The 20,782-nt window shown below is 41.8% G+C and carries 22 protein-coding genes; 1 reads left to right on the forward strand and 21 read right to left on the reverse strand.

All coding sequences use genetic code 11. The features are described 5' to 3' along the window. Positions 1-57: 57 nt before the first annotated feature. From G5A70_RS11210 to yneA, 11 genes are all read right to left on the reverse strand, one after another. On the reverse strand, positions 58-2,523 hold the full coding sequence (locus G5A70_RS11210; RefSeq protein ID WP_173749728.1) for an ABC transporter permease: 2,466 nt from the start codon (positions 2,521-2,523) through the stop codon (positions 58-60). Then, positions 2,520-3,194 (reverse strand): ABC transporter ATP-binding protein, encoded by a 675-nt coding sequence (locus G5A70_RS11215; protein ID WP_173749729.1) that lies wholly within the window; start codon positions 3,192-3,194, stop codon positions 2,520-2,522. The genes G5A70_RS11210 and G5A70_RS11215 overlap by 4 nt, the downstream gene beginning before the upstream one ends. Positions 3,195-3,303: 109 nt before the next feature. Then, the gene (locus G5A70_RS11220; RefSeq protein WP_173749730.1) at positions 3,304-3,873 is read right to left on the reverse strand and encodes a flavodoxin family protein; all 570 of its coding nucleotides are present in this window, start codon (positions 3,871-3,873) and stop codon (positions 3,304-3,306) included. Between the two features lie 51 nt (positions 3,874-3,924). Beyond that, on the reverse strand, positions 3,925-5,988 hold the full coding sequence (locus G5A70_RS11225; protein WP_173749731.1) for a HelD family protein: 2,064 nt from the start codon (positions 5,986-5,988) through the stop codon (positions 3,925-3,927). A gap of 145 nt (positions 5,989-6,133) precedes the next feature. Next, entirely contained in the window at positions 6,134-7,372 is a 1,239-nt protein-coding gene (locus G5A70_RS11230) for a sensor histidine kinase (RefSeq protein WP_173749732.1), read from the reverse strand. Then, complete coding sequence (locus tag G5A70_RS11235) at positions 7,345-8,019, reverse strand: response regulator transcription factor (RefSeq protein ID WP_173749733.1); 675 nt, start codon at positions 8,017-8,019, stop codon at positions 7,345-7,347. Before G5A70_RS11235 ends, G5A70_RS11230 begins: the two co-directional genes overlap by 28 nt. A 128-nt stretch (positions 8,020-8,147) precedes the next feature. Further along, a complete protein-coding gene (locus G5A70_RS11240) occupies positions 8,148-9,539 on the reverse strand; it encodes a TrpB-like pyridoxal phosphate-dependent enzyme (RefSeq protein WP_173749734.1) in 1,392 nt (463 codons plus the stop codon). Between the two features lie 24 nt (positions 9,540-9,563). Further along, positions 9,564-10,457 carry an aldose 1-epimerase family protein gene (locus G5A70_RS11245; RefSeq protein ID WP_173749735.1) on the reverse strand — a complete coding sequence of 298 codons (894 nt, stop codon included), beginning with the start codon at positions 10,455-10,457 and terminating at the stop codon, positions 9,564-9,566. A 118-nt stretch (positions 10,458-10,575) separates the two neighbouring features. Beyond that, positions 10,576-11,916, reverse strand: coding sequence for a sn-glycerol-1-phosphate dehydrogenase (locus G5A70_RS11250; protein ID WP_173749736.1), 1,341 nt, complete (start codon positions 11,914-11,916; stop codon positions 10,576-10,578). 126 nt (positions 11,917-12,042) lie between these two features. Then, complete coding sequence (locus tag G5A70_RS11255; RefSeq protein ID WP_173749737.1) at positions 12,043-13,125, reverse strand: LacI family DNA-binding transcriptional regulator; 1,083 nt, start codon at positions 13,123-13,125, stop codon at positions 12,043-12,045. Positions 13,126-13,206: 81 nt separating this feature from the next. Then, a complete protein-coding gene (yneA, locus tag G5A70_RS11260) occupies positions 13,207-13,527 on the reverse strand; it encodes a cell division suppressor protein YneA (RefSeq protein WP_226853673.1) in 321 nt (106 codons plus the stop codon). Positions 13,528-13,739: 212 nt separating this feature from the next. Here yneA and lexA point away from each other — a divergent pair, with 212 nt between their 5' ends. Beyond that, entirely contained in the window at positions 13,740-14,366 is a 627-nt protein-coding gene (gene lexA, locus G5A70_RS11265) for a transcriptional repressor LexA (RefSeq protein WP_173749739.1), read from the forward strand. A gap of 92 nt (positions 14,367-14,458) precedes the next feature. Here the strand turns inward: lexA and rsfS are convergent, their stop codons facing one another. From rsfS to G5A70_RS11315, 10 genes are all read right to left on the reverse strand, one after another. Further along, entirely contained in the window at positions 14,459-14,812 is a 354-nt protein-coding gene (rsfS, locus tag G5A70_RS11270) for a ribosome silencing factor (protein ID WP_173749740.1), read from the reverse strand. Next, the gene (gene yqeK / locus G5A70_RS11275; protein ID WP_173749741.1) at positions 14,805-15,413 is read right to left on the reverse strand and encodes a bis(5'-nucleosyl)-tetraphosphatase (symmetrical) YqeK; all 609 of its coding nucleotides are present in this window, start codon (positions 15,411-15,413) and stop codon (positions 14,805-14,807) included. Before yqeK ends, rsfS begins: the two co-directional genes overlap by 8 nt. Continuing rightward, on the reverse strand, positions 15,403-16,041 hold the full coding sequence (nadD, locus tag G5A70_RS11280; protein ID WP_173749742.1) for a nicotinate-nucleotide adenylyltransferase: 639 nt from the start codon (positions 16,039-16,041) through the stop codon (positions 15,403-15,405). The genes yqeK and nadD overlap by 11 nt, the downstream gene beginning before the upstream one ends. 26 nt (positions 16,042-16,067) lie before the next feature. Further along, positions 16,068-16,358: a ribosome assembly RNA-binding protein YhbY gene (gene yhbY / locus G5A70_RS11285; RefSeq protein WP_003021144.1), complete on the reverse strand. Its 291-nt coding sequence runs from the start codon at positions 16,356-16,358 to the stop codon at positions 16,068-16,070. Between the two features lie 19 nt (positions 16,359-16,377). After that, positions 16,378-17,670: a GTPase ObgE gene (gene obgE / locus G5A70_RS11290; protein ID WP_173749743.1), complete on the reverse strand. Its 1,293-nt coding sequence runs from the start codon at positions 17,668-17,670 to the stop codon at positions 16,378-16,380. A gap of 74 nt (positions 17,671-17,744) precedes the next feature. Then, positions 17,745-18,035, reverse strand: a complete 291-nt coding sequence (gene rpmA, locus G5A70_RS11295; RefSeq protein ID WP_072449350.1) for a 50S ribosomal protein L27 — start codon at positions 18,033-18,035, stop codon at positions 17,745-17,747. Positions 18,036-18,039: 4 nt separating this feature from the next. Then, the gene (locus G5A70_RS11300) at positions 18,040-18,366 is read right to left on the reverse strand and encodes a ribosomal-processing cysteine protease Prp (RefSeq protein ID WP_173749744.1); all 327 of its coding nucleotides are present in this window, start codon (positions 18,364-18,366) and stop codon (positions 18,040-18,042) included. A 6-nt stretch (positions 18,367-18,372) separates the two neighbouring features. Then, on the reverse strand, positions 18,373-18,678 hold the full coding sequence (rplU, locus tag G5A70_RS11305) for a 50S ribosomal protein L21 (RefSeq protein ID WP_072449352.1): 306 nt from the start codon (positions 18,676-18,678) through the stop codon (positions 18,373-18,375). A 202-nt stretch (positions 18,679-18,880) separates the two neighbouring features. Next, the gene (locus tag G5A70_RS11310) at positions 18,881-19,729 is read right to left on the reverse strand and encodes a NifB/NifX family molybdenum-iron cluster-binding protein (protein WP_173749745.1); all 849 of its coding nucleotides are present in this window, start codon (positions 19,727-19,729) and stop codon (positions 18,881-18,883) included. Between the two features lie 117 nt (positions 19,730-19,846). Next, on the reverse strand, positions 19,847-20,731 hold the full coding sequence (locus tag G5A70_RS11315) for a LysR family transcriptional regulator (protein WP_173749746.1): 885 nt from the start codon (positions 20,729-20,731) through the stop codon (positions 19,847-19,849). Between the last annotated feature and the right edge of the window lie 51 nt (positions 20,732-20,782).

The following is a 20,782-nucleotide window of genomic DNA, read 5'->3' on the forward strand; positions in this document are numbered from 1 at the left end:
CATTTTTCTGTCTCACGCAGCGGTTTTTCCTGCAACTCTATGTTTCCAATCTATTTGTCATTCGCTGAAGCGAATTCTTTCCATTAAAGACTCTTTTTTCAAAGATTTTCCAATGGCCGTACTGAGGATAACCTGAAGCAGTATCATCACAATAATCAGACCAAGAATCGCCTGGGTAGGATAATGGAAATACTGAATCCCCATGATATGGTTTTCTTTTGCATAGAGGAAAAACAGGTAACCTGTAAAACTGCCCAGACTCACAGAGCAAAGCAGAGTTCCCATGGTATAGAACAGTCCTTCCAGATTCAGCATCTTCACAAGCTGTTTATCTGACAAGCCGATGGCCTGCATCATACCAAGTTCTTTCTTCCTCACATGAATGCTGTTTATCATGGTATTCATCATGTTCATCATACAGATAACACCTAAGATTCCAAGGAAAACATAGCAGGACAGATACATAAAGGACATAGATGTTTTATATTCTTCATACCCCTTCTGCCAGGAATCTGCAAGCTCGATACCACCGGCCTTTTCACAGGCAGCAACCAAGGCCTTTTCCAACTCTGCATCATAGTCCTTGTCTGCAAAAATACTCAGGGCGTCATTGACATTGTATTGGCTCATAGCATTGACTGCGCTCTTGGCAGTGAGAAAAGTTGAATAATTGACAATACCCTCTGAATAATTCCCAATTGCCGCAATCTCCAGGCTTTTCTCCTTTTCTACATTGCCGTCCGAATACTGGAACGTAATTTTATCTCCTACTTTCAGTTCCGGATACCAGTGAAGCGCTGTCTTAGAAAGAATGACTTTATTGCCTTTCTGCAGTTCTTCATAAGTTACTTTTCCTTCTACAATACCCTTTTCCAGTATTTCAGCATAATTTTCCGAGTAACCTACAAGGGATAACTGTTCTTCAAATTTTTTATTCTTCAATGGAATACACGGTTTTACTTCTGTCTTCTCCACACCATCCAGACTCTCAATTCCCCGGATAAATTCCGGTGTCAGAGGATTGTTCTGCTGAACCTGACTCCATTCCAGTTCCGGATGTTCTTTATTTCCGGATTCTGTAATAACAGAAAGATAATACTGTCCGTCAATACTGGAAGCAGCAGACTCTCTGGGAGCTGCGCAGGATAAACCGGCAGACACGGTCACGAAGAAAACTCCGGTAATCGCCATGGAAACAATGGTAATCACTGTTCTCTTTTTATTCCTTGACAGATTGGAGCAGGTCAGGCGGAACAAGTTCAGATATTCGTAACCCTTTCTCGTTCCTTTTCCCTTACGGCCTTCTCCGTTATAGCGAAGCGCCTCTATGGGAGAAATTCGGGCGGCAATTTTCATAGGCTTCAAAAGTGAAAGGTAAACGGTCATAAGCGCCACACCTGCAGCCAGAAAATACAGCCATGCATGAAGATACTGTACTTTGTGATTCTTTACAATCTCAGATATGGCAGTTATCACCATGTCTTCTTTCTTATCCGCATTTATGATTTTATACATCAAAGGAAAAACTCCCTCCAATGTAGCTGTTCCTGCCAACAGACCTGCCGGAATGGCAAACGCTGCCGTAAAAAATCCTTCCCTCAGAACAATCTGGCGAATCTGGTGTTTTGTGGCTCCTATGGCTTTTAATCGGCCGTACTCCTGTACCTTATGAATCATGGATACATAATATATACTGTAAATGGTAATCACTCCGGCCAGTACCACAATCAGCATAATCATTATAATCATAGGAATGGTAGAGGGATCCACATAATTGGCTGCCAGATATTCTGTATTTACCACCAGGCTGTCTTCAGGAATCTCAAAGGCAGCAGCAATGTCTTTCATCTCCTCTTCCATGTCATCTGTTGTAGCTGAAGATACCGTTGGAAGGCGAAAATAGACGCGGTAGGAAATGTCTGTCACGGGAAAATCCTGCTTCACAAATTCTTCAGAAACAAAGGCGCTGTATAACTTCTTGTCTTCATTTATCTGGCTGTCTGCTGTCATACCGCAAATAACGAAATCCTTTTCCCTGCTGTAATCCAGGCCTTCATTTGTTATAGGCTGGTAGGGCACGCGGATAGTATCACCTATCCTTCCCTCCAGTCCCATGGCCTTTAACAGTCCTTCGGACACCACAATTTCATTCTCCTTCTGTGGAAAATGCCCCTCTGCTAATTCTGATTTGTTCAGTTCGGCACAAGTTTCGTCCAGATACACCATACTGATGGTGTATGTTTCGTTTACCATAACAGCCGGGTCACACCGCAGGCCCATACTTTCCAGACGGTCCGAAGCCTTCAGATTCTGTGCAGTCTGGGGAGACACGTCGCGATACAGCCCATGAAAGGTTGGATATACCTGATTTACTGCCGCAAATTCCAGATTCACAACACCAAATCCAACGCCGGGAATCACAAACAGCAGAAGGGTGGTGAGAAAAATGGCGATACCTGTTAAAATATTTCGGCTTTTATTCGCCCTGATATTGGAGAAAGCCGTTCTGGTTACCGTCTTCATTCTGCCGTCACCACCTTACCGTCTTCAATGACAATAATCTCGTCTGCCATCTGAGCAATGGTTTCATCATGGGTAATCATCACCAAAGTCTGTCCGTATTTGGTCACACAGGTTTTCAGAAGTGCAATAACCTCCAATTCTGTCCGGGAATCCAGATTTCCGGTGGGTTCATCGGCCAGAATAATCGAAGGCCGTGAAGCAAGTGCTCTGGCAATGGCCACTCTCTGCTTCTGTCCTCCGGAAAGAGCATTGGGAAGATTTTTCAGCTTATCCTCGATGCTAATGGTTTTTATAATTTCCATAACATAATTATGGTCAACCTTTTTATTATCCAATCCCAGAGGAAGTACAATATTTTCCCATACGTTCAAAGAAGGAAGCAGATTGTAGTCTTGAAAAATAAAACCTATTTTTTTCCTTCGGAATACTGCAAGCTGTTCATCCTTCAGTTTAAAAATGTCTTCCCCGTCAATAAACACCCTGCCTTTATCCGGTCTGTCCAGACCGCCCATTAAATGCAGCATGGTACTTTTTCCGGAACCGGACCTTCCTACAATCGCTGTAAACTTCCCTCTCTCTATCGTCAGATTCGTATGGTCTACTGCCTTTACCAGATTTTCTCCCTTTCCGTAATATTTCTTTAAATTTCTGATTTCTACCATTGGTTTCATCTGTCATGCTCCCTTCTGTTCTGTTCTTTCTGTCTCTACTATGCATAATACAACAGAAGACTTGCAATTTGCTGACAGGAACCTTACAGTTTTGTAATTCTTTTTGTAATTATCCGCGAATAAAGTTTGTTTTGATTTTTTCTTCCGGCTTGGGTGCTTCTATTCCCGCTTTTTTTCCGGCCTCAATGCATTTCAGTGTCCATGCCATATTTTTTCCCAGCACACGCATAATCTGCAGTCCTTCTTCATCCTGTTTTACCTCTTCCGGTGTATTTCCATGCACCATATTCCAGTAATTGGAGGAGATAATTGGCATCTGATGAAAGGCAAAATATTTTGTCAGAACATCTAAGGTCGCGGTTGTGCCGGCTCTTCTGGCAGAAGCTACGGCAGCAGCCGGTTTATACAGCATATCCTTTCCTGCCAGGGAACACAACTTATCCATGAATTCTATAATCTGCCCTGTGGGAGAAGCCCAGTATACCGGAGAACCTACAATAATACCATCTGCTTCTTTCAGCTTCAGAGCAGCTTCCTTTACCAGCTCTTTATCCGGATTTCCTGCCTGAAAAATTTCTGTCTCAATACCATTTTCCTTTAATGCCTCTGCAACTGTACTTAAAGCTGTAAAGGTACAGCCTGCCTTTCTGGGACTTCCATTTAATAACAATACTTTCATATTATTTTCATTCCTTTCTCCATAACTTTTAAATTTCTATCTTATTATACTCTAAGAACGGCTTTTCAGCAATTCCGTCTGTTCATTTTCTCCCAGCAGATACAACTCATGCAAAGCTCTGGTAATAGCCACATACAGCAGTTTGGCTTCCTTTACATTCATTTCGTATCGCAATGTATCCGGCTGCCATAAAACTACGGCGTCAAATTCCAATCCTTTTGTCAGCGTAACCGGAAGTACCATAATTCCATTATGAAAGCCCTCTTCCTGTTCTGTCTGCAGAACTTTCCGTACAGTCTCTGTATCCTTTTCATCTCTGCAGATGACAGCAATCGTTTCAAAGCCTTTCTGCTGTATGTTTTCCAGCAATGCTTTCAGTTGTTTTCCAATGTCTTTTCTTTGCTGCATTTGAACGCAGACCGGATTTCCATGGCGGATAACCGGCTGTATTTTATAATTCCCAAGAGAGGCTTTTTCCAAGACTCTTCCTGCGTACTGGGAAATTTCAATGGTGTTTCGGTAACTCTTAGCCAGCAGATAAAAACTATCCCTGTCATCTCTTAGAAGAATCTTTTTCAAATCTTCCCAGTCATTTAAACCTGTCTCATACCGAATATTCTGAGATACGTCTCCCATAATGGTAAAATAACAGCGGGGAAGCACCTGACGAAGTACATAGTATACCGTCTCTCCAAAGTCCTGGGCTTCGTCCAGAATTATCTGACTGAATTCATCCGTCTCTTTTTTCAGAAAAATTCTCTTTCGGATAAGACACAGCGCCGCTGTATCATACAAATCCATCTGCCCCTTTTCCACATGCGCTATGGTTTCCTTATACCCGCCTTCAAATTTATGTGTTTCATCGCCTGCCTGTTCCAGTTCTTCCAGAAACGTTCTGTATATCTGTATTTCTGTCCACTTATTTTTAGAAGAACAAAAATAATTCCGGTACGCTTTCTGCTTTTCTTTGCGAAATCCCTCTTCCTTTTCCGTACACAAAAACTGAATTCGCTGACGGGTTCGCTGGTTCAACAGCTTCTCTAACTGAAACAGGGACAGCTCCGGGTTTCGGCTTCTGGTATCCTGCATATTCTCTTGAGACAGTATCACACCTAATTCCCGGTCCCGAATATCCTGTAAATTCAAATGTTTCTCTATCCACTTTTTCAAAAAGCATTCCAGTGCATATACAAAATCCAGTCTGCTTTTTTTGCAGGCCTTGGTGTCTTCTTCTATGATGCTGAACTTTTTCTTCCAGGACTTTTCCATGAGGTAAGGAAGGAACACGTCCATCCTCATCTGACGCACATGGTTCACGTCCAGTTCCGGCAAACCGCTGCTGATATAGTTCAAAAGCATATCGCTGCTTCCCACAATACAAAATTCCGATGGCTTATATACCTCTTCATAGTTATACAGAATATAAGAAATCCTGTGAAGTGCCACTGTGGTTTTCCCACTGCCTGCCACGCCCTGTACAATCATGTTTTTATATGGCGTAGCACGGATAATTTCATTTTGTTCTTTCTGAATGGTTGCAATGATGTCTCCCAGCACGGCTTCCTTATGCTGAGAAAGATATTTTACCAAAAGTTCATCACTGGCCGCTGTATCATTGTCATAAAATCCCAGCAGCTTCTCTCCCTGCAAATCATAAGTTCTCTTTTTGAAAAGCCGGATGTTTACAGGCTCACTCCCCGGTACTTCATAACTGCCTTTTCCCAGTTCATTTTCATAATAAACACTGGAAACCGGGGCTCTCCAGTCTACAATCATTACCTCATTGGAATTTCGTGTAACACCGTTTTTTCCGATATAACGGCTTTCTGTCACACCATAAGATTCGTCATCATAGTCAATTCTGCCAAAGTATGCCTTGTTCAGCGCTGCCCTGTTTTTCCGCAGAGAATTCTGTATGTGCTCCAGAATATTTTTCTCCGCTTCCAGCAGACCAAAGGAGTCACCCTCCCCTTTCTTCACAGCCTGAAAAAGTTGTGTCACTTCTTTTTTACTGACCGCTTCTTTTTCTTCATACTCCCGAATGTTTTCCCGGATGATTTCCAGACACGACAATAGACGCTGTTGTTCTAACAGCATATCCTGATTTTTTTCCATTTTCTTTCCCTCACTATTCGCAAATTTCACTCTAAAATCTGACTCGGACACCGTTTTCTCAAATTTTACAGCATCCTCCAGTTTAGGCGGTTTACCATTATAGCACAGGATTGAAAAAAATACCAGAAGTTTTATCCTCTCTTTGTCAAGCTTCAGCCAAGGGCAGCATAATGTGAAAACAGCTTCCTAAAATACCGCTTCTATCTTTGACGCAAATGGTGCCCCCCTGCTGTTCCAGAATCTGCCTGGCCAAATAAAGACCTACGCCTGCACCATCACGTTCCATTTCTCTCGCTTCCTCACCACGATAAAACCTCTGAAAAATCTTGTTTCTGTCCTTTCTCGGAATTCCAATTCCCTCATCGAATACTTCAATGAGTACATAAGAGGTCAGCTTCCGCATGCGTATTTCTACTTTCTTCCCTGGCTTTGAATACTTAATGGCATTGTCCAGAACGTTAATCATGGCCTCCTGGGTCCAGCGAAAATCATGATTTGAATAACAGTCCTCCAGTTCTGCCGAAAGTTCTATGTTTTTATCTACAGCCTTCATAATCACCGTATTGACTGCTCCAAGAATGGTTTTCTTCAGACTTCTCACCTGCGGCTCCAAATGAATCATGCTGCCTTCCAGCCTGGACATATTCAGCAGCAGTTCCATGAGTTTTCCCAGGTTCTCCAATTCCTGCTTTCCCTGTATGTAAAACTCCTTCCCCTCTTCTTCTGTAAGTGTATCATCCTCCATCATTTCATAGCATACTCTGAAAGCTGCAAAAGGAGTTTTCAACTGATGGGAAATATCCGTAATCAGGGCTTTTGTACTGCTCTCTTCCTGTTCCAGGCGCTCCTTCATATTTTCTATGTAAGTTCCCAGCTTTTCTTCTTTCTCTCTTAAGCCCCACAAATAATCTGACTGGATGTTCAAAAGTTCTGCGGTATCAAAATTTCCATCCATAAAGCGTTCCATACTGTCTTCCAATACTTTTATCTGCGCCCGTTCCAGATTTTCTTCTGTTTTTGCTCTTTTTCTGATAAAAAACACCGCACCTGCAAAAATCCCTGCAATTATCAGTATCTCCGAAGCAAACAAAAGCAAAATTTCTTTGCTTTCCTTTGCAGAGAAAAAATAGTATCCGTATTTTTCCTGCAGTTCTTTCTGTTTTTCTCGATCCGCCTGTTTGGTATCGGCAGTATTCTTTGCTTCTCTGATTTCTATCCAGACACCTTCTGACCATGGATACCGCAAAGCCAGTTGTGCTGCCTGCCTGTTCCTCTCCTCATAACGATACACCAGATAAACCGAAGACAGCAATAAAATTCCTGCCATCACACACCCAAGCACTGCGGCCATGCTTTTTATTTCTTTGTTACCGTGTCTGTCCATATGTATCCCAATCCCCTTACATTTTCTATGGCATTGGTATGCAGTTTGCTTTTCAGCCGGCTAATATTAACGGTCACCGTATTTTCGTCTACAAACTGTCCCTCTCTGTCCCATACCATTTCCAGTATCTGCTCCTTTGTCATAACGGTCCCTGCGTGTTCCATCAGACAAATTAAAAGCTGCAGCTCTTTCTTACTCAATATTACAGGCTCTTTCTGCCTGTATACCTGCATAGTAAGACAATTCACTTCGATGCCATCCGAAAGCAAAATCTGTCCCTCTTGCTGCCCGGCTCTGCGCATTAATGCATTTACTTTGGAAATCAATACCAAAAGACTAAAAGGTTTTGTCATATAGTCATCTGCACCACAGTCATATCCATTGACAATGTCCACTTCCTGGTCCAGGGCAGTAAGAAAAATAATAAAAACTTCGCTTTTTTGTCTTACCTCTCTGCAAAAATCCATTCCACTGCCATCGGAAAGCGTAATATCGCTAATAACCAAATCTATGCTCCCTTTCTGAAACAGCGCTTTTGCTTCTTTGAGAGAAAAAGCGGACAAAACTTCGTATCCTTCCTTTTCCAGTTTCAGAGAAATTCCCCTATTTAAGGCTTTATCATCTTCCAGTAATAATATTCGTTTCATCGTCTGCACTCCTAAAACAGATATGATATAGACAAAGGTACGGCTGCCGCATTAAGTACCTGTCAAGAATATTCCTGCTTCATGCAGCAGCCGCAACTCCTTTTAAGATATGTTCAGAACTTTGTCATTTAAAATTCATTCCCCGGAAATCTGGGAATTCCTGCAAATCCCTGTTCCAAATCTTTCTCTGTGGGAATATAATCTGTCATCTGCCCATTGTTGAATTTTTCATATGCGTACATATCAAAATATCCAGTTCCGGTCAATCCGAAAACGATGGTTTTTTCTTCTCCAGTCTCTTTGCACCGAATTGCTTCGTCTAAAGCCACACGAATTGCATGTGCGCTTTCCGGCGCAGGCAGAATTCCTTCTATTCTTGCAAACTGCTCTGCAGCCTCAAATACAGATGTCTGTTCTACCGCCCGGGCTTCCATCAGGCCATCATGATACAGCTGAGATAAAATGGAACTCATGCCGTGATAGCGAAGTCCCCCTGCATGATTGGCAGAAGGAATAAAATTATTGCCCAATGTATACATTTTCTGCAAAGGCGTAACCATACCTGTATCACAAAAATCATAGGCAAACTTTCCTCGGGTAAGGCTCGGACAGGAAGCAGGTTCCACTGCAATAATCTGATAATCCTTTTCTCCTCTTAATTTTTCTCCCACAAACGGAGAAATCAGACCTCCCAGATTAGAACCACCTCCGGCACAACCAATAATGATATCTGGTTGGATATCATATTTTTCTAAAGCTGTTTTTGTCTCCAGTCCAATCACTGTCTGATGCAATAACACCTGATTTAACACACTTCCCAAAACATAGCGGTAGCCTTCCTGCTGTACAGCCCTCTCCACAGCCTCTGAAATGGCACAGCCAAGACTTCCCGATGTGCCTGGGTGTTCCCTCAAAATTTTTCTTCCTACCTCTGTCGTATCTGAAGGCGATGGTGTGACTGCAGCACCATAAGTCCTCATTACCTCTCTTCGGAATGGTTTTTGTTCATAAGAACATTTTACCATATATACCTGGCAGTCCAATCCAAGATAGGCGCAGGCCATAGACAGTGCAGTCCCCCACTGTCCTGCTCCGGTTTCTGTAGTAACCCCTTTCAATCCCTGCTCTTTTGCGTAATAAGCCTGTGCAATCGCAGAGTTCAGTTTGTGACTTCCACTGGTATTATTTCCCTCAAACTTATAATAAATTTTAGCCGGCGTCTGCAGCTTTTCTTCCAGACAATACGCCCGAACTAGCGGGGAGGGACGATACATTTTATAAAAGTTTCTGATTTCTTCCGGTATTTCTATAAAAGGAGTTGTGGTGTCAAGCTCCTGTTTTACCAGTTCCTCACAAAAAATCTGTCCCAATTCTGCCTCCGTCATAGGCTGATAAGTCTTAGGATTTAACAGAGGCGCTGGTTTGTTTTTCATATCCGCCCGGACATTATACCATTCTTTTGGCATCTCACTTTCTTCCAGATAAATTTTATAGGGAATTTCCTTTTTTATATTCGACATAGGCTTTCTCCTGTATTTCTATGGTTATTTTTTATATACGGTTATCGTGTAATTTTGATGGAATACGTCTCCCGCTTCTACAGAGACAATATCTGGTTTCTCTGAAATGTCTCCTTCAAAACCGTAATCATCACATCTTCCTCTCCATGGTTCCAGGCAAATATAAGGTGCGCCCGGAAGACTCCAGATACCAAAATTCGTAAATCCTTCACATTCCATAAGAATATATGGAGTACCATCCGGATACGCAATCCCTGCAAGCGTAATCTGAGAACCATCAAAAATCAAAGCATCTTTATCAAACATATGCTCCGTAATCGCACATCCGCTGTAAGCACCGTATGTATCTAAAGGCAGCCTGTAAGTTTTTTCCCCATCTGCATTGCACGAATCTCCATAGACAAGGCGGTATTCCAGTGCTTCTTTTCTGTTGAAGAGAAGCTTATATTCTGTCTGCCGGGTATCCTCCAAAATCGGCACATTAAATCCCGGGTGCCCTCCTATAGTAAAGTACATCTTTTCTTCATTGTTGTTTTCTACGTCCCAGACAACCTCCAACGTTCTTTCTGTCAGCCGATAAGTCACATTTAAAACAAAAGAAAATGGAAAATAAGCTCTGGTAGCTTCATCATCTCTCAAAGAAAATGTCAAAAGATTATCTTCCTGTTTTATACATATAAACTCTGAATCTTTTGCAAAGCCATGTAGGTCTGTATCAAAGCGCCTTCCGTTGTAATAGCAGCAATTTTTATAATGACGCCCTACATTGGGAAATAAAAGAGGCGAATGGCGTTTCCAGAACTTTTCATCTCCATACCATAAAACTTCTTTGTTCATTTCCTTATCAAAAAGACTCTGTAACTCTGCTCCTTTTGAGGAAACTACAATTTTTAAATACTGGTTCTCTATCTTGTACATTGTAAAAACTCCCTTTCCCAGATACCAAGTCTGTAATCTTTTCACTTTTTTATAGTTTATCACAGCCGGACAAGGGATACAAGAAAGTCTTTAAAAGGCTCTGCAATTTCAGACAATATCATCTGTAAAACTCTTCTTCCAGGATTTCACTGCATGTTTTCTGTAAACTGAAATCAAACAAAATCTGCAGCAGTCCAAAACGATTCCTCAAATCTTTTGCAAAATAAATCCCCTTTTTAAAAGTTTCCAAAGACACTTGGATTTCTGCCGGAGAACTGGGTGCTCCCATCGATTTTAAAATCTGTGCAACCGTCTTTGCAGAAGGAAGATTTTCCAGAACAGACCCGATTTCTTCCTGTTTTTCTTCCCACACGCTTCGTCTTCTCAGAACCTCATTATCCGCATTTTTCCCAACCTCCTGTTCCAGCTTTAGAACTTCCGGCGCTGCCGGACCATAGGCCTCCTCAATTTCTTCTGCCCACTTTTTATACGAAAAAGCTGATACTTGCTGCGAAAGCCCCATGTTTTTCTTCTCTTTCAGTATTTCATATAACCGCAGGGCAGCCACTGTTGCCACTCCTACTTTTGTTCCGTGCAAAGGGTCAGATTGGTGTCTCAGCAAAAACATCATTTCCCAATAGTGAGACATATGATGTTCACTTCCTGAAGCCGGACGGGAATTTCCAATATAGCTCATTGCAATACCGCTTAAAACCAGTCCTTCCATAAGAGCAGCTACTGCATTCTTCTCTCTCTTTGCTGCTGCCTCGGCATTTTCTGTTACTTTCTCTATCGATTTTCGAACTAATGCTGTCACTTCCGGACAAAGATACTCCTCATTTATTTCATGAGCCAGCTGCCAATCTGCCAAACATACATATTTCCCAATAATGTCCCCGACGCCTGCAGCAAGCATATGCATGGGTGCTTCACAAAGTACCTGTAAATCTCCGATAATCACTCTGGCCGGTCTTGCTGTATAAGTTGTTTTTAAATGACGGATAATCAGTGGAGAGACATTTGAGGCATACCCATCCATAGAAGGAGCTGTTCCCACAACATAATAATCTATTTTCATTTTATAACTGACGTACCTGCACAAATCATTAATCGTTCCGCTTCCTACAGCTATGATTAAATCACAGTCCTGAGGTACCTGTGTAAAAAGGTAAATCAAGGCCTGTTCATCCGGCACCAGTTCCGGCTCATGATAAAGAACCTTGCTAAAGTTGTATCCTGCTTTTGTAAGTTCCTCATACACCCGGAAACCGGCGGCTTTTTCCGTATGCTCGTCACATACCACACACAATTTTTTATAGGAATGACGACTTAAAATCCCCGGCAGGCGGCAAATTGCATTCTCCTCAATAAGAATTTCCTCAATATCACAAAAATGTGTTCTTCCACAGCTGCATTCAATTTCTTTTTGCAAATAAGCCTTCCAATCTGTTTTTTCCATATCTTTCTGTCCTTTCTCTGCTTCAATGGCATGAATTCTAACAGCAGAGTAGCATAAAAGATACTCATGGTCAAATTGGATGTCAAAATATTAATCCGTTCTATTATTAATATTTTAAAATATTAATTACAATTTCCGAGGATATGATGTACTTCCTCTAATAATCAAGCGAGGTTCATATTCTATATGATGAATCATTCCCTCCTTCAAAAAACCGCCTCTTTCCTGTTCTGCTTCTATCTTGTCAAGAAGAAGGCGACAGGCATCTTCCCCTTTTTTGGGGGCAAAATGCTCCACAGTTGTCAAGTCAATCCCTTTCATTCCGGAAATTAATAAATTGTCGCAGCCCACTACGGAAATTTCTTCCGGAATTTTGTAATGCAGGTTTAAAAGTGCATCGCGGATTCCCAGAGCAACCATATCACTGCTTCCGGCTATGGCAGTTAAATCAGGAACTTCTCTAATCATTTCCAAAGCCAGCTCATATCCTGTCCTGTATTCCATATCTTCCTCTTGAAATAAAATGTCCATCTGTTCCGGAAGGCTCTTAATATAAACACTGTCTCCATATCCTGCTTTTTCAAAAGTTTCACAGAAACCTTTCATTCTGGCTCTTCTGGCGGATTGCCTCTGTGTCAGAGGAGTGGATAAAAAGGCTGCTTTTCTGTGTCCCAGTTCCAGCAAATGCCCAGCAAGAAGTTCACCTGTTTTCTTACTGTTCAGTTCCACTGTGTCCATTCCTTCCACAACAGCTTTCTCTCCAATAAGTATAACCGGTATTTTTTCAGAAATCTTTTGAAGAAGTTCCGTAAATACCGGCGTGAAAGTACAAATGACTCCCGATGGATTCAGTTTTTCTATTTTTTTCAGGTACTTCTCCTCTGTTTGATAATCCCTCCTGGTATTACATAAAAACACGTCATACCGATTTTTCTGTGCTGTCTTTTCAATTCCCTGTAAAAGAGAACAATAATACGGATTGGATAAATTGGGACACATGACAAAAATAGTTCCTCTCATGGACACCCTGGTTCTTGAAGCCTTCTTTTCATTCGTATATCCCAATGTCCGAGCTGCCTCTTCCACCCGCTCTATCGTTTCTCTTGAAAAAGAGACATTATATTTTTTATTAAGAATCATGGACACAGCTGACTGAGAAACGCCTGCCTTTCTGGCTACATCTGTAGAAGTAATTTTTTTTCGGTTCATGAATGCCTTTCCTTTCCCCAATTATAAAATATCTTCTCCTATTGTATCATAGCGAAAAAGCATTGCAAGAACTGAACACACTTATTTATTTTCTGAAGAGTAATATGGAATGCACAAATAGGAGCCCTCATAAATTACATCACTCTTCATGTGGTTAATCTTTTTAACTTCTCTGATATAGTCTTCTGTGGAATCATATTCTTCCGTCTGATATTCCTGAGCTATTTCCCAGAGACTTGTTCCCTCTTTTATTTCGATACTGGTAAAATACTTATGCCGTACAGACTCCTGTGTACCCGCACTGGCCGTATCAGAAGTAACCCAGAGCATTCCTAATACCACTGCACACAATAAAACTATAGCATACAAAAAACTTCGTTTTCTTCTTAATTTACTTCTCATTCTCATACCCTCCGTAAAATCGCGAAAATATGTTCGCGAACATCTGTTTGCTTTCTATCTGCAATCAGCATACTACAAGAACACATGTTTGTCAATACTTTTATCGAACATATTTTCGTTTCACGAACAAACTTTCCGAATATCTGTTTGCATTTTCTGTAAAGCTGTGATATGATAAAAGTAAGATTTCGATGATTCGGAGGTACCAGATTATGTCATATGGAAAAATAAGTCAAAAACAATCTGAAATTTTAGAATATATGAAAAATGAAATTTTAAACAGAGGATTTCCTCCTTCTGTAAGGGAAATTTGCGAGGCTGTGAATCTGAAATCCACATCCTCTGTCCATTCCCATCTTGAAACACTGGAAAAAAACGGCTATATTCGCAGAGACCCAACCAAACCCCGTGCCATAGAGATTGTAGATGACAATTTTAATCTGGTTCGGAGAGAGACGGTTAATGTTCCTATTGTTGGCAAAGTAGCTGCAGGACAGCCGCTTCTTGCCATGGAAAATGTCGAGGGATATTTCCCCATTCCTTCTGAATTTATGCCCAACAACAAAACTTTTATGCTGGTCGTAGAAGGTGACAGTATGATAAATGCCGGAATTTTCAGCGGAGATTATGTGCTTGTAGAACAGCAGCCTACTGCTGAGAACGGTCAAAAGGTTGTTGCACTGGTAGACGACTCTGCAACAGTAAAAACCTTTTATAAAGAAAAAGATTATATTCGTCTTCAGCCGGAAAACGATTCCATGGATCCTATCCTTGTAGGACCGGAGCAGGTTTTCCAGATTCTTGGAAAAGTAATTGGTGTGTTTCGTTTTATGCGTTAATTTCAGCAAAAAAGAAGAACCCCATAGAAGCGTCTCTGATTTTCCACTTGGTATTCTTGAGCACACTTCGTATGGAGTTTCTTCTCTTGCTTTTACATATCTAAATCTGTTCTCTCAACTAAAGTTCCATCTCTCCAGATACGTTCTAAATCATAGAACAGACGGTTTTCTTCATCAAAAATATGAATCACGACATCTCTGTAATCCATAAGAATCCAGTTTGCGCTCTGGTATCCTTCCATCTGTTTGGCTTCTACACCGGCTCTTCCCAGCACTTCATCCACATTATCTGCCATGGCCTGCACCTGACTGCGGTTAGTTCCGCTGGCAATGATAAAGTAGTCTGCCAGTGTTGAAATCTGTTCAATCTGAATAATTTTAATATCCTGAGCCTTTTTATCTTCCATGGCCTCGCAAGCCATGCGTGCTATTTCTTTACTATTCATGGTCTGTGTTCTCCTTTTCCTTTTTTCCAAGGTGCAGCGCTTCATAATATTGAAAAGCCTTTTCTGTATAAGGATCGATAAGTTTTGCACTGGTTTCCAGATAGGAAAGGCTGTCTTTTAAAATGTAATACATTCCTTCATCTAAATCCATAAAAGCTACTTTTCTCACCCAGGACAGATTGGGTGCTCTGTCTCTTCCAGGTTCAATATAGTCCGCTATATAGATTATTTTCTCCAGACTGCTCATATCCTCTTTCCCTGTAGTATGCCAGCGGATAGCAGACAATATTCCCAGGTCATGTATATCGTACTTCTCTTTTGCAATATAAACACCCAGCTTCGCATGAATCAAAAAGGGATTTTGCTTTTCAAAGATACTGAGTTCAATGCCCTGCTTCCGGCAGATTTTCAACTTCTTTTTATTGGGAATACACTTTGCACAATCGTGAAGCAGACCTGCCAGCCGAGCCTGCTCCATATTGGTTCCATGAGCCATAGCCAGGGCTGCCGCTGTGTACATCACTCCCTGGGTATGCATAAAACGGTCTTTATCCAGATATTTTTTCAATTTTTTCTCAATTTCCGCAAAATCATATTTCATCTTTATCACTACCCTTGTATATATTATTCTCCATGATATAAGATATCACCTGGTCCGGTACATAATAGGCCAATGAACGGCGCTGCTGTATCCAGGTACGAATCTGCTCTGAAGAAATATCAATGTTCAGAGAATTCAGCTTTTCTATTCTTCCCCCGTATTTTTTCTTCAGTGCGGCAATGGTCTCGTCTAAACGCTGATGACTGGTATGATTTCTGGTGGCTACCAGAATTGTACAGACATTCAGAATGCGGAAAGGTTCTCTCCATTTTTCAAAATCATACAGAGAGTCTGCTCCCAGAATAAAAAAGTATTCCGTATCCGGATTTTGGTTTTGCAAATTTTCCAGTGTTCTGTAGGTATAGGTATATCCATCCTGCCGCATTTCTTCCAGAGACAGTTCAAAATGCGGATTTGACGCTATAGCCCTTTTCACCATTTCTGTGCGCTGCTCATCACTGGCCCGGTCTTTTCTTTCTCTTTTATGCGGAGGGTTTCCGGCAGGCATAAACAGCACCTTATCCAATTGAAACTGTTCATATGCCGTTTCTCCCAGAATCAAATGCCCTATATGAATAGGATCAAAAGTACCTCCCATGATACCGATTCTCTTTCTTTTTTCCCGCATAACACTTTCCTCTTTTTTGTTATTCTTTATGGCAGAAATATCTTTTTCTTATTATCCTTGCCTTCTTTATATAACACAATTTTTTTACCAATGACCTGTACGACCTGAGAACGTGTACGCTCTGCAAGCACTGCGGCAATTTCCTTCGGGTCATCCATACAGTTCTGGAGAACACTGATTTTAATCAGTTCTCTTGCCTCTAAGGCTTCTGCAACAGCTGCTGTATTTTCCGGTGTCAAACTGGATTTTCCAATCTGAAAAATCGGTTCCATAGTCATTGCAAGCCCTTTTAAATACGCTCTTTGTTTGCTTGTCATGCTTTATCTCCTGTTTTCCTTATTTATAATAATCAAAGTCAAAGCCATACATACGAACCGTATCCCCTTCCTGGATACCTGCTTTCTCCAAATCTTCCAGAATACCGCTTTCTTTTAAGAATTTCTGGAAGAACAGGAACCCTTTTTCGGAATCCAGATTGGTATAGCCCAGCATTTTTTCTATCTTTGGACCTTCTATAATGAAAACATGCTCGTCTTCTTCGTCCTGTGCTACTGTATACGGAAGATTTTCTGTAATCAGTGCGTCTTCCGGGAAAAACTCCTGCTCAAAAATTACAGGCTCTTTATCTATTGTATCCAAAAGCTGTTTTACATAGTATAAAAGTTCTTTCAATCCTTTTCCGCTTACCGCAGAAATTGCAAAAACTTTCATTCCCTGAGGTTCAAATTCATCACGAATCTTCTGCACCGGGTCTTCATCCCCTGCATACACGGCATCTATTTTATTTGCTGCAATGACCTGTGGACGCTTCATAAGTTCCGGGTCATAGGCTTCCAGTTCTTTATTGATTTTATAAATATCCTCAATGGGGTCTCTGCCTTCTGTGGACGCTGCGTCTACCAGATGAATTAAAACCCGTGTTCTTTCAATATGACGCAGGAACTGATGTCCCAAGCCCACACCTTCTGACGCGCCTTCAATCAATCCCGGAATATCGGCAATAACAAACCCGTTGCAGTCATCTAAATCCACCACACCCAAATGAGGATTCAGAGTTGTAAAATGATAATTGGCAATCTGAGGTCTGGCATTGCTGACTCTGGAAAGCAGAGTGGATTTTCCTACGTTTGGAAATCCGATAAGTCCTACATCGGCAATGACTTTTAATTCCAGCTGCACTTCCAGTTCCTGTGCCGGCTGGCCGGGCTGTGCATATTTAGGGACCTGCATAGTTGCCGTAGCATAGTGCTGATTTCCCTTTCCGCCTCTGCCGCCTTTTAATACAATCTGTCTGGTATTTCCGCCGGACATATCCGCAATAACTTTTCCGCTGACTGCCTCTTTAATAACGGTTCCTTCGGGCACTTTTAAAACAATATCTTTTCCATTTGCCCCATGGCATCTTTTTTTGCCGCCTTCTTCACCGTTTCCTGCGGCATATTTACTTTTATGACGGTAATCGGTCAGTGCATTCAGACCTTTATCCACTTCAAATATGACATCTCCGCCCTTACCGCCATCTCCGCCGTCAGGACCGCCGTTTGGGACATACAGCTCTCTTCGGAAACTGACATGTCCATCCCCGCCTTTTCCGGAGCGGATATATATTTTTGCTCTGTCTGCAAACATAATAACCTCTTTCTTTTATTGAAAAAAAGTGGCTTCAAACCCCTGAAAGATTTGAAGCCGCCTTGTTATCGTAATTACTCTTCAGTAGCCACTGGAACTACAGAAACCTGTTTTTTGTCTCTGCCTTTTCTCTCGAAACGAACAACACCATCAACTAATGCGAATAATGTGTCGTCTCCGCCTCTGCCTACATTTACGCCTGGATGAATTTTTGTTCCACGCTGTCTGTAGAGGATGTTTCCAGCTTTTACAAACTGTCCGTCAGCTCTTTTGGCACCAAGTCTTTTAGACTCAGAGTCACGTCCGTTCTTTGTAGAACCAACACCTTTTTTATGAGCGAATAACTGAAGGTTCATTTTTAACATGTCTTTACACCTCCTCGAATATTACATCGATATACTCCATGTATTCTTCTTCTATCCCCTGTAAACCAAGGATAAGCGAATTCAGAAGCAACGCCGTTTCTTTGGAATATCCCGGCTCTATTTTGAAATCCAGCCCTCCCATCTGCTCATCTACATCCACAGTAAACCTGTCCTCTGTAAACTGCTCAATGGAATTCACTGTATTCTGCGCCAGCACCGATACAGCTGCACACACAATATCACTGCCGCTTTCGGCATATCCTGCATGACCCTGCATGGCAAAACCTAAGATTTTCTGCTCTGAATTCTGATAAATCGTCACTTTAATCATAATGAATTAAGCATTGATTTTTTCAATTTTAACTTTAGTAAACTGCTGTCTGTGACCGTTTTTCTTGTGGTATCCGGTTTTTCTCTTATATTTGTAAACGATAACCTTTTTCGCTTTACCGTTTTCAACTACAGATGCAGTTACACTTGCATTGGCTACGTCTTCGCCAACTTTTAAACCGTCGTTGCTTACAGCAAGTACCTGGTCAAATGTAACAGTTTCACCAGCTTCTGCTCCAAGCTTTTCTACTCTGATAACATCGCCTTCGGCTACTTTGTACTGTTTACCACCTGTTGCAATAATTGCGTACATATGGCACCTCCTATTATCATTACTCGCCAAATATGGTGACCGTATACACGGTACTTATACCTCTTTGTGCGGCATACGCTAATATACTAACAGAAATCCTTTTATTCGTCAATAGATATTTTGAATTTTTCTGCAAAATATCTTAGGATATCTTAGGATTACAACACATGCCCGAACACCTTTTCCGGCTTTTTTCATTTTCTCATTTCACTTCTACCAGTTCAATACGGAAATTCAGTTCTTTTCCCGCCATCTCATGATTGGCATCAAACGTAATTGTACTCTCATCTTTTGCTGTCACCTTAACAGGAAATGGCTGTCCAAGCTGATTGGATAAATAAACCTGCTGTCCCGTTTCCAAATCTTCCGCTCCCGGAAGCTGTGCAATCTCAACGGTAAAAATCGCATTGGGGTCCGGCATTCCATACGCCTCTTCCGGCATCAAATGAATCTCCGCAATCTGACCCACTTCCATATCTGCCACTGCTGCATCAAAACCTTTAATCATCTGACCCACTCCGCAAGTGAACTCCAACGGTTCCCCTCTGTCATAGGAAGAATCAAACTGTGTGCCATCATTAAAGGTTCCTCTGTAATGGGTACGGCAGACTTTCCCAACATTACGGCCTGTCAGCACCGGCGCAGAACCACAATGTCCACCGCAGTTTCCGCTACAGCTGTGTCCCTCTCCGTGGTCTCCGCAGCTATGTCCCTCTTCATGGTGATGATTGCAGTTTACTCCTGTGGATACTAATTCCCCTTTCAAGTAAGCTTCCACAGCCTGGTCTGTATCCCCCTGGGCTCCCGCGCACAATTCAATTCCCGCCTCAGCAAGAGCCGTCTGAGCTCCACCGCCAATGCCTCCGCAAATCAATACATCAACAGACTGTTCTGCTAAAAGTCCGGCCAACGCTCCATGTCCGGAACCATTAGAACTCATCACTTCACTGGAAACTACTTTATTGTCTTCCACTTCATATACTTTAAAATATTCCGTCTTTCCAAAGTGCTGAAATACCTCTCCATTATCATAAGTTACTGCTATTTTCATCTCTGTATCCTCATCTTTCATTTTTTTAATCCCGCCAGCAGGATATGATATTGATTTTATCATATAGAAAGCTTTTTGTGTGAATAATTTTTCAGTTTCCGATTCTACAGTCTTTAGCTAGTCAATCCTCCCTCCCACCAATTCCGCAAACTTCTGCATTTCCTGTGTCACCCATTTGTTCCTGCAATAGAGCAGCTGGCTGTACATCACCACCGACGGAAGATTGGTTCGGACTTCCGAAAATCGTTTCTTCTCCAATTCCTCCTTCACCGTAAATGCCGGAAGAAAAGAAAGTCCCATACCCTTTCTCAGCAGATGAATAATGGTTTCCGTATTGCCGATTTCCAGAATCGGCATAATTTCCAAATCCCGCTCGGACAGCAGCCGTTCCAATTCATACTGATAAGCGGCTCCCAATTCTGTCAGCAAAAAGGGCTTTTTTACCAATTCCTGTATAGGTATCTGTTCTTTTCTTTCCTGTAACTGTTCCGCCAGGGTCACAAACAAAATGTGCTCCTTCCTTTCCACAACTTTCACCCATTCCCCGCTGCATATTTTTCTGTCCAGCGTAAAGACAAAATCAATTTCATTGCTCCTCGCCATTTCCATCAGTTCTTCTGTTGTGCCTGATTTTATGGTGATTTTCACTCTGGGATAACTGCTGTGAAAAGTCAGCAGGAAATCTGGCAGCATAGCGGTACAGACGGATTCTACCCCGCCAATCCGTAAGGTTCCATCCAGTTCCCCCTTTTCCTTTGCAAAAAACCGGGCCCGGTTGGCCGCCCCCATGATTTCATTGGCATAAGAAGTAAATTCCATTCCCCTTTCCGTTAGAAAAACCCGCTTTCCAATTCGTTCAAACAGCGGAGTTTCCAGTTCTTTTTCCAACTGTTGTATCTGCACAGTCACAGCGGATTGGGAATATCCCAGTTGTTCTGCTGCTTTTGAAAAATTTTGAGTTGCTGCCACCTTCAAAAAAGTGTTGATATTTCTCAGTTCCATGTATCTCTTTCCTTACTCTTCAGCTCTTTATTAATTTTTTTCATATATATT

Origin of the sequence: Blautia hansenii (assembly GCF_013304445.1) — a bacterium.
Classification (GTDB): Bacteria; Bacillota; Clostridia; order Lachnospirales; family Lachnospiraceae; genus Blautia.

Coding starts and splice junctions, on each gene's coding strand:
- yhbY (WP_003021144.1), bottom strand. CDS start 16,358: ATGACAAGCAAACAAAGAGCGTATTTAAAAGGGCTTGCAATGACTATG.
- lexA (WP_173749739.1), top strand. CDS start 13,740: ATGTCATATGGAAAAATAAGTCAAAAACAATCTGAAATTTTAGAATAT.
- yqeK (WP_173749741.1), bottom strand. CDS start 15,413: ATGAAATATGATTTTGCGGAAATTGAGAAAAAATTGAAAAAATATCTG.
- rpmA (WP_072449350.1), bottom strand. CDS start 18,035: ATGTTAAAAATGAACCTTCAGTTATTCGCTCATAAAAAAGGTGTTGGT.
- yneA (WP_226853673.1), bottom strand. CDS start 13,527: ATGAGAAGTAAATTAAGAAGAAAACGAAGTTTTTTGTATGCTATAGTT.
- G5A70_RS11315 (WP_173749746.1), bottom strand. CDS start 20,731: ATGGAACTGAGAAATATCAACACTTTTTTGAAGGTGGCAGCAACTCAA.
- G5A70_RS11210 (WP_173749728.1), bottom strand. CDS start 2,523: ATGAAGACGGTAACCAGAACGGCTTTCTCCAATATCAGGGCGAATAAA.
- rplU (WP_072449352.1), bottom strand. CDS start 18,678: ATGTACGCAATTATTGCAACAGGTGGTAAACAGTACAAAGTAGCCGAA.
- G5A70_RS11230 (WP_173749732.1), bottom strand. CDS start 7,372: ATGGACAGACACGGTAACAAAGAAATAAAAAGCATGGCCGCAGTGCTT.
- G5A70_RS11235 (WP_173749733.1), bottom strand. CDS start 8,019: ATGAAACGAATATTATTACTGGAAGATGATAAAGCCTTAAATAGGGGA.
- G5A70_RS11240 (WP_173749734.1), bottom strand. CDS start 9,539: ATGTCGAATATAAAAAAGGAAATTCCCTATAAAATTTATCTGGAAGAA.
- rsfS (WP_173749740.1), bottom strand. CDS start 14,812: ATGAATAGTAAAGAAATAGCACGCATGGCTTGCGAGGCCATGGAAGAT.
- G5A70_RS11250 (WP_173749736.1), bottom strand. CDS start 11,916: ATGGAAAAAACAGATTGGAAGGCTTATTTGCAAAAAGAAATTGAATGC.
- G5A70_RS11220 (WP_173749730.1), bottom strand. CDS start 3,873: ATGAAAGTATTGTTATTAAATGGAAGTCCCAGAAAGGCAGGCTGTACC.
- G5A70_RS11225 (WP_173749731.1), bottom strand. CDS start 5,988: ATGGAAAAAAATCAGGATATGCTGTTAGAACAACAGCGTCTATTGTCG.
- G5A70_RS11245 (WP_173749735.1), bottom strand. CDS start 10,457: ATGTACAAGATAGAGAACCAGTATTTAAAAATTGTAGTTTCCTCAAAA.
- G5A70_RS11255 (WP_173749737.1), bottom strand. CDS start 13,125: ATGAACCGAAAAAAAATTACTTCTACAGATGTAGCCAGAAAGGCAGGC.
- G5A70_RS11215 (WP_173749729.1), bottom strand. CDS start 3,194: ATGAAACCAATGGTAGAAATCAGAAATTTAAAGAAATATTACGGAAAG.
- G5A70_RS11310 (WP_173749745.1), bottom strand. CDS start 19,729: ATGAAAATAGCAGTAACTTATGATAATGGAGAGGTATTTCAGCACTTT.
- obgE (WP_173749743.1), bottom strand. CDS start 17,670: ATGTTTGCAGACAGAGCAAAAATATATATCCGCTCCGGAAAAGGCGGG.
- nadD (WP_173749742.1), bottom strand. CDS start 16,041: ATGCGGGAAAAAAGAAAGAGAATCGGTATCATGGGAGGTACTTTTGAT.
- G5A70_RS11300 (WP_173749744.1), bottom strand. CDS start 18,366: ATGATTAAAGTGACGATTTATCAGAATTCAGAGCAGAAAATCTTAGGT.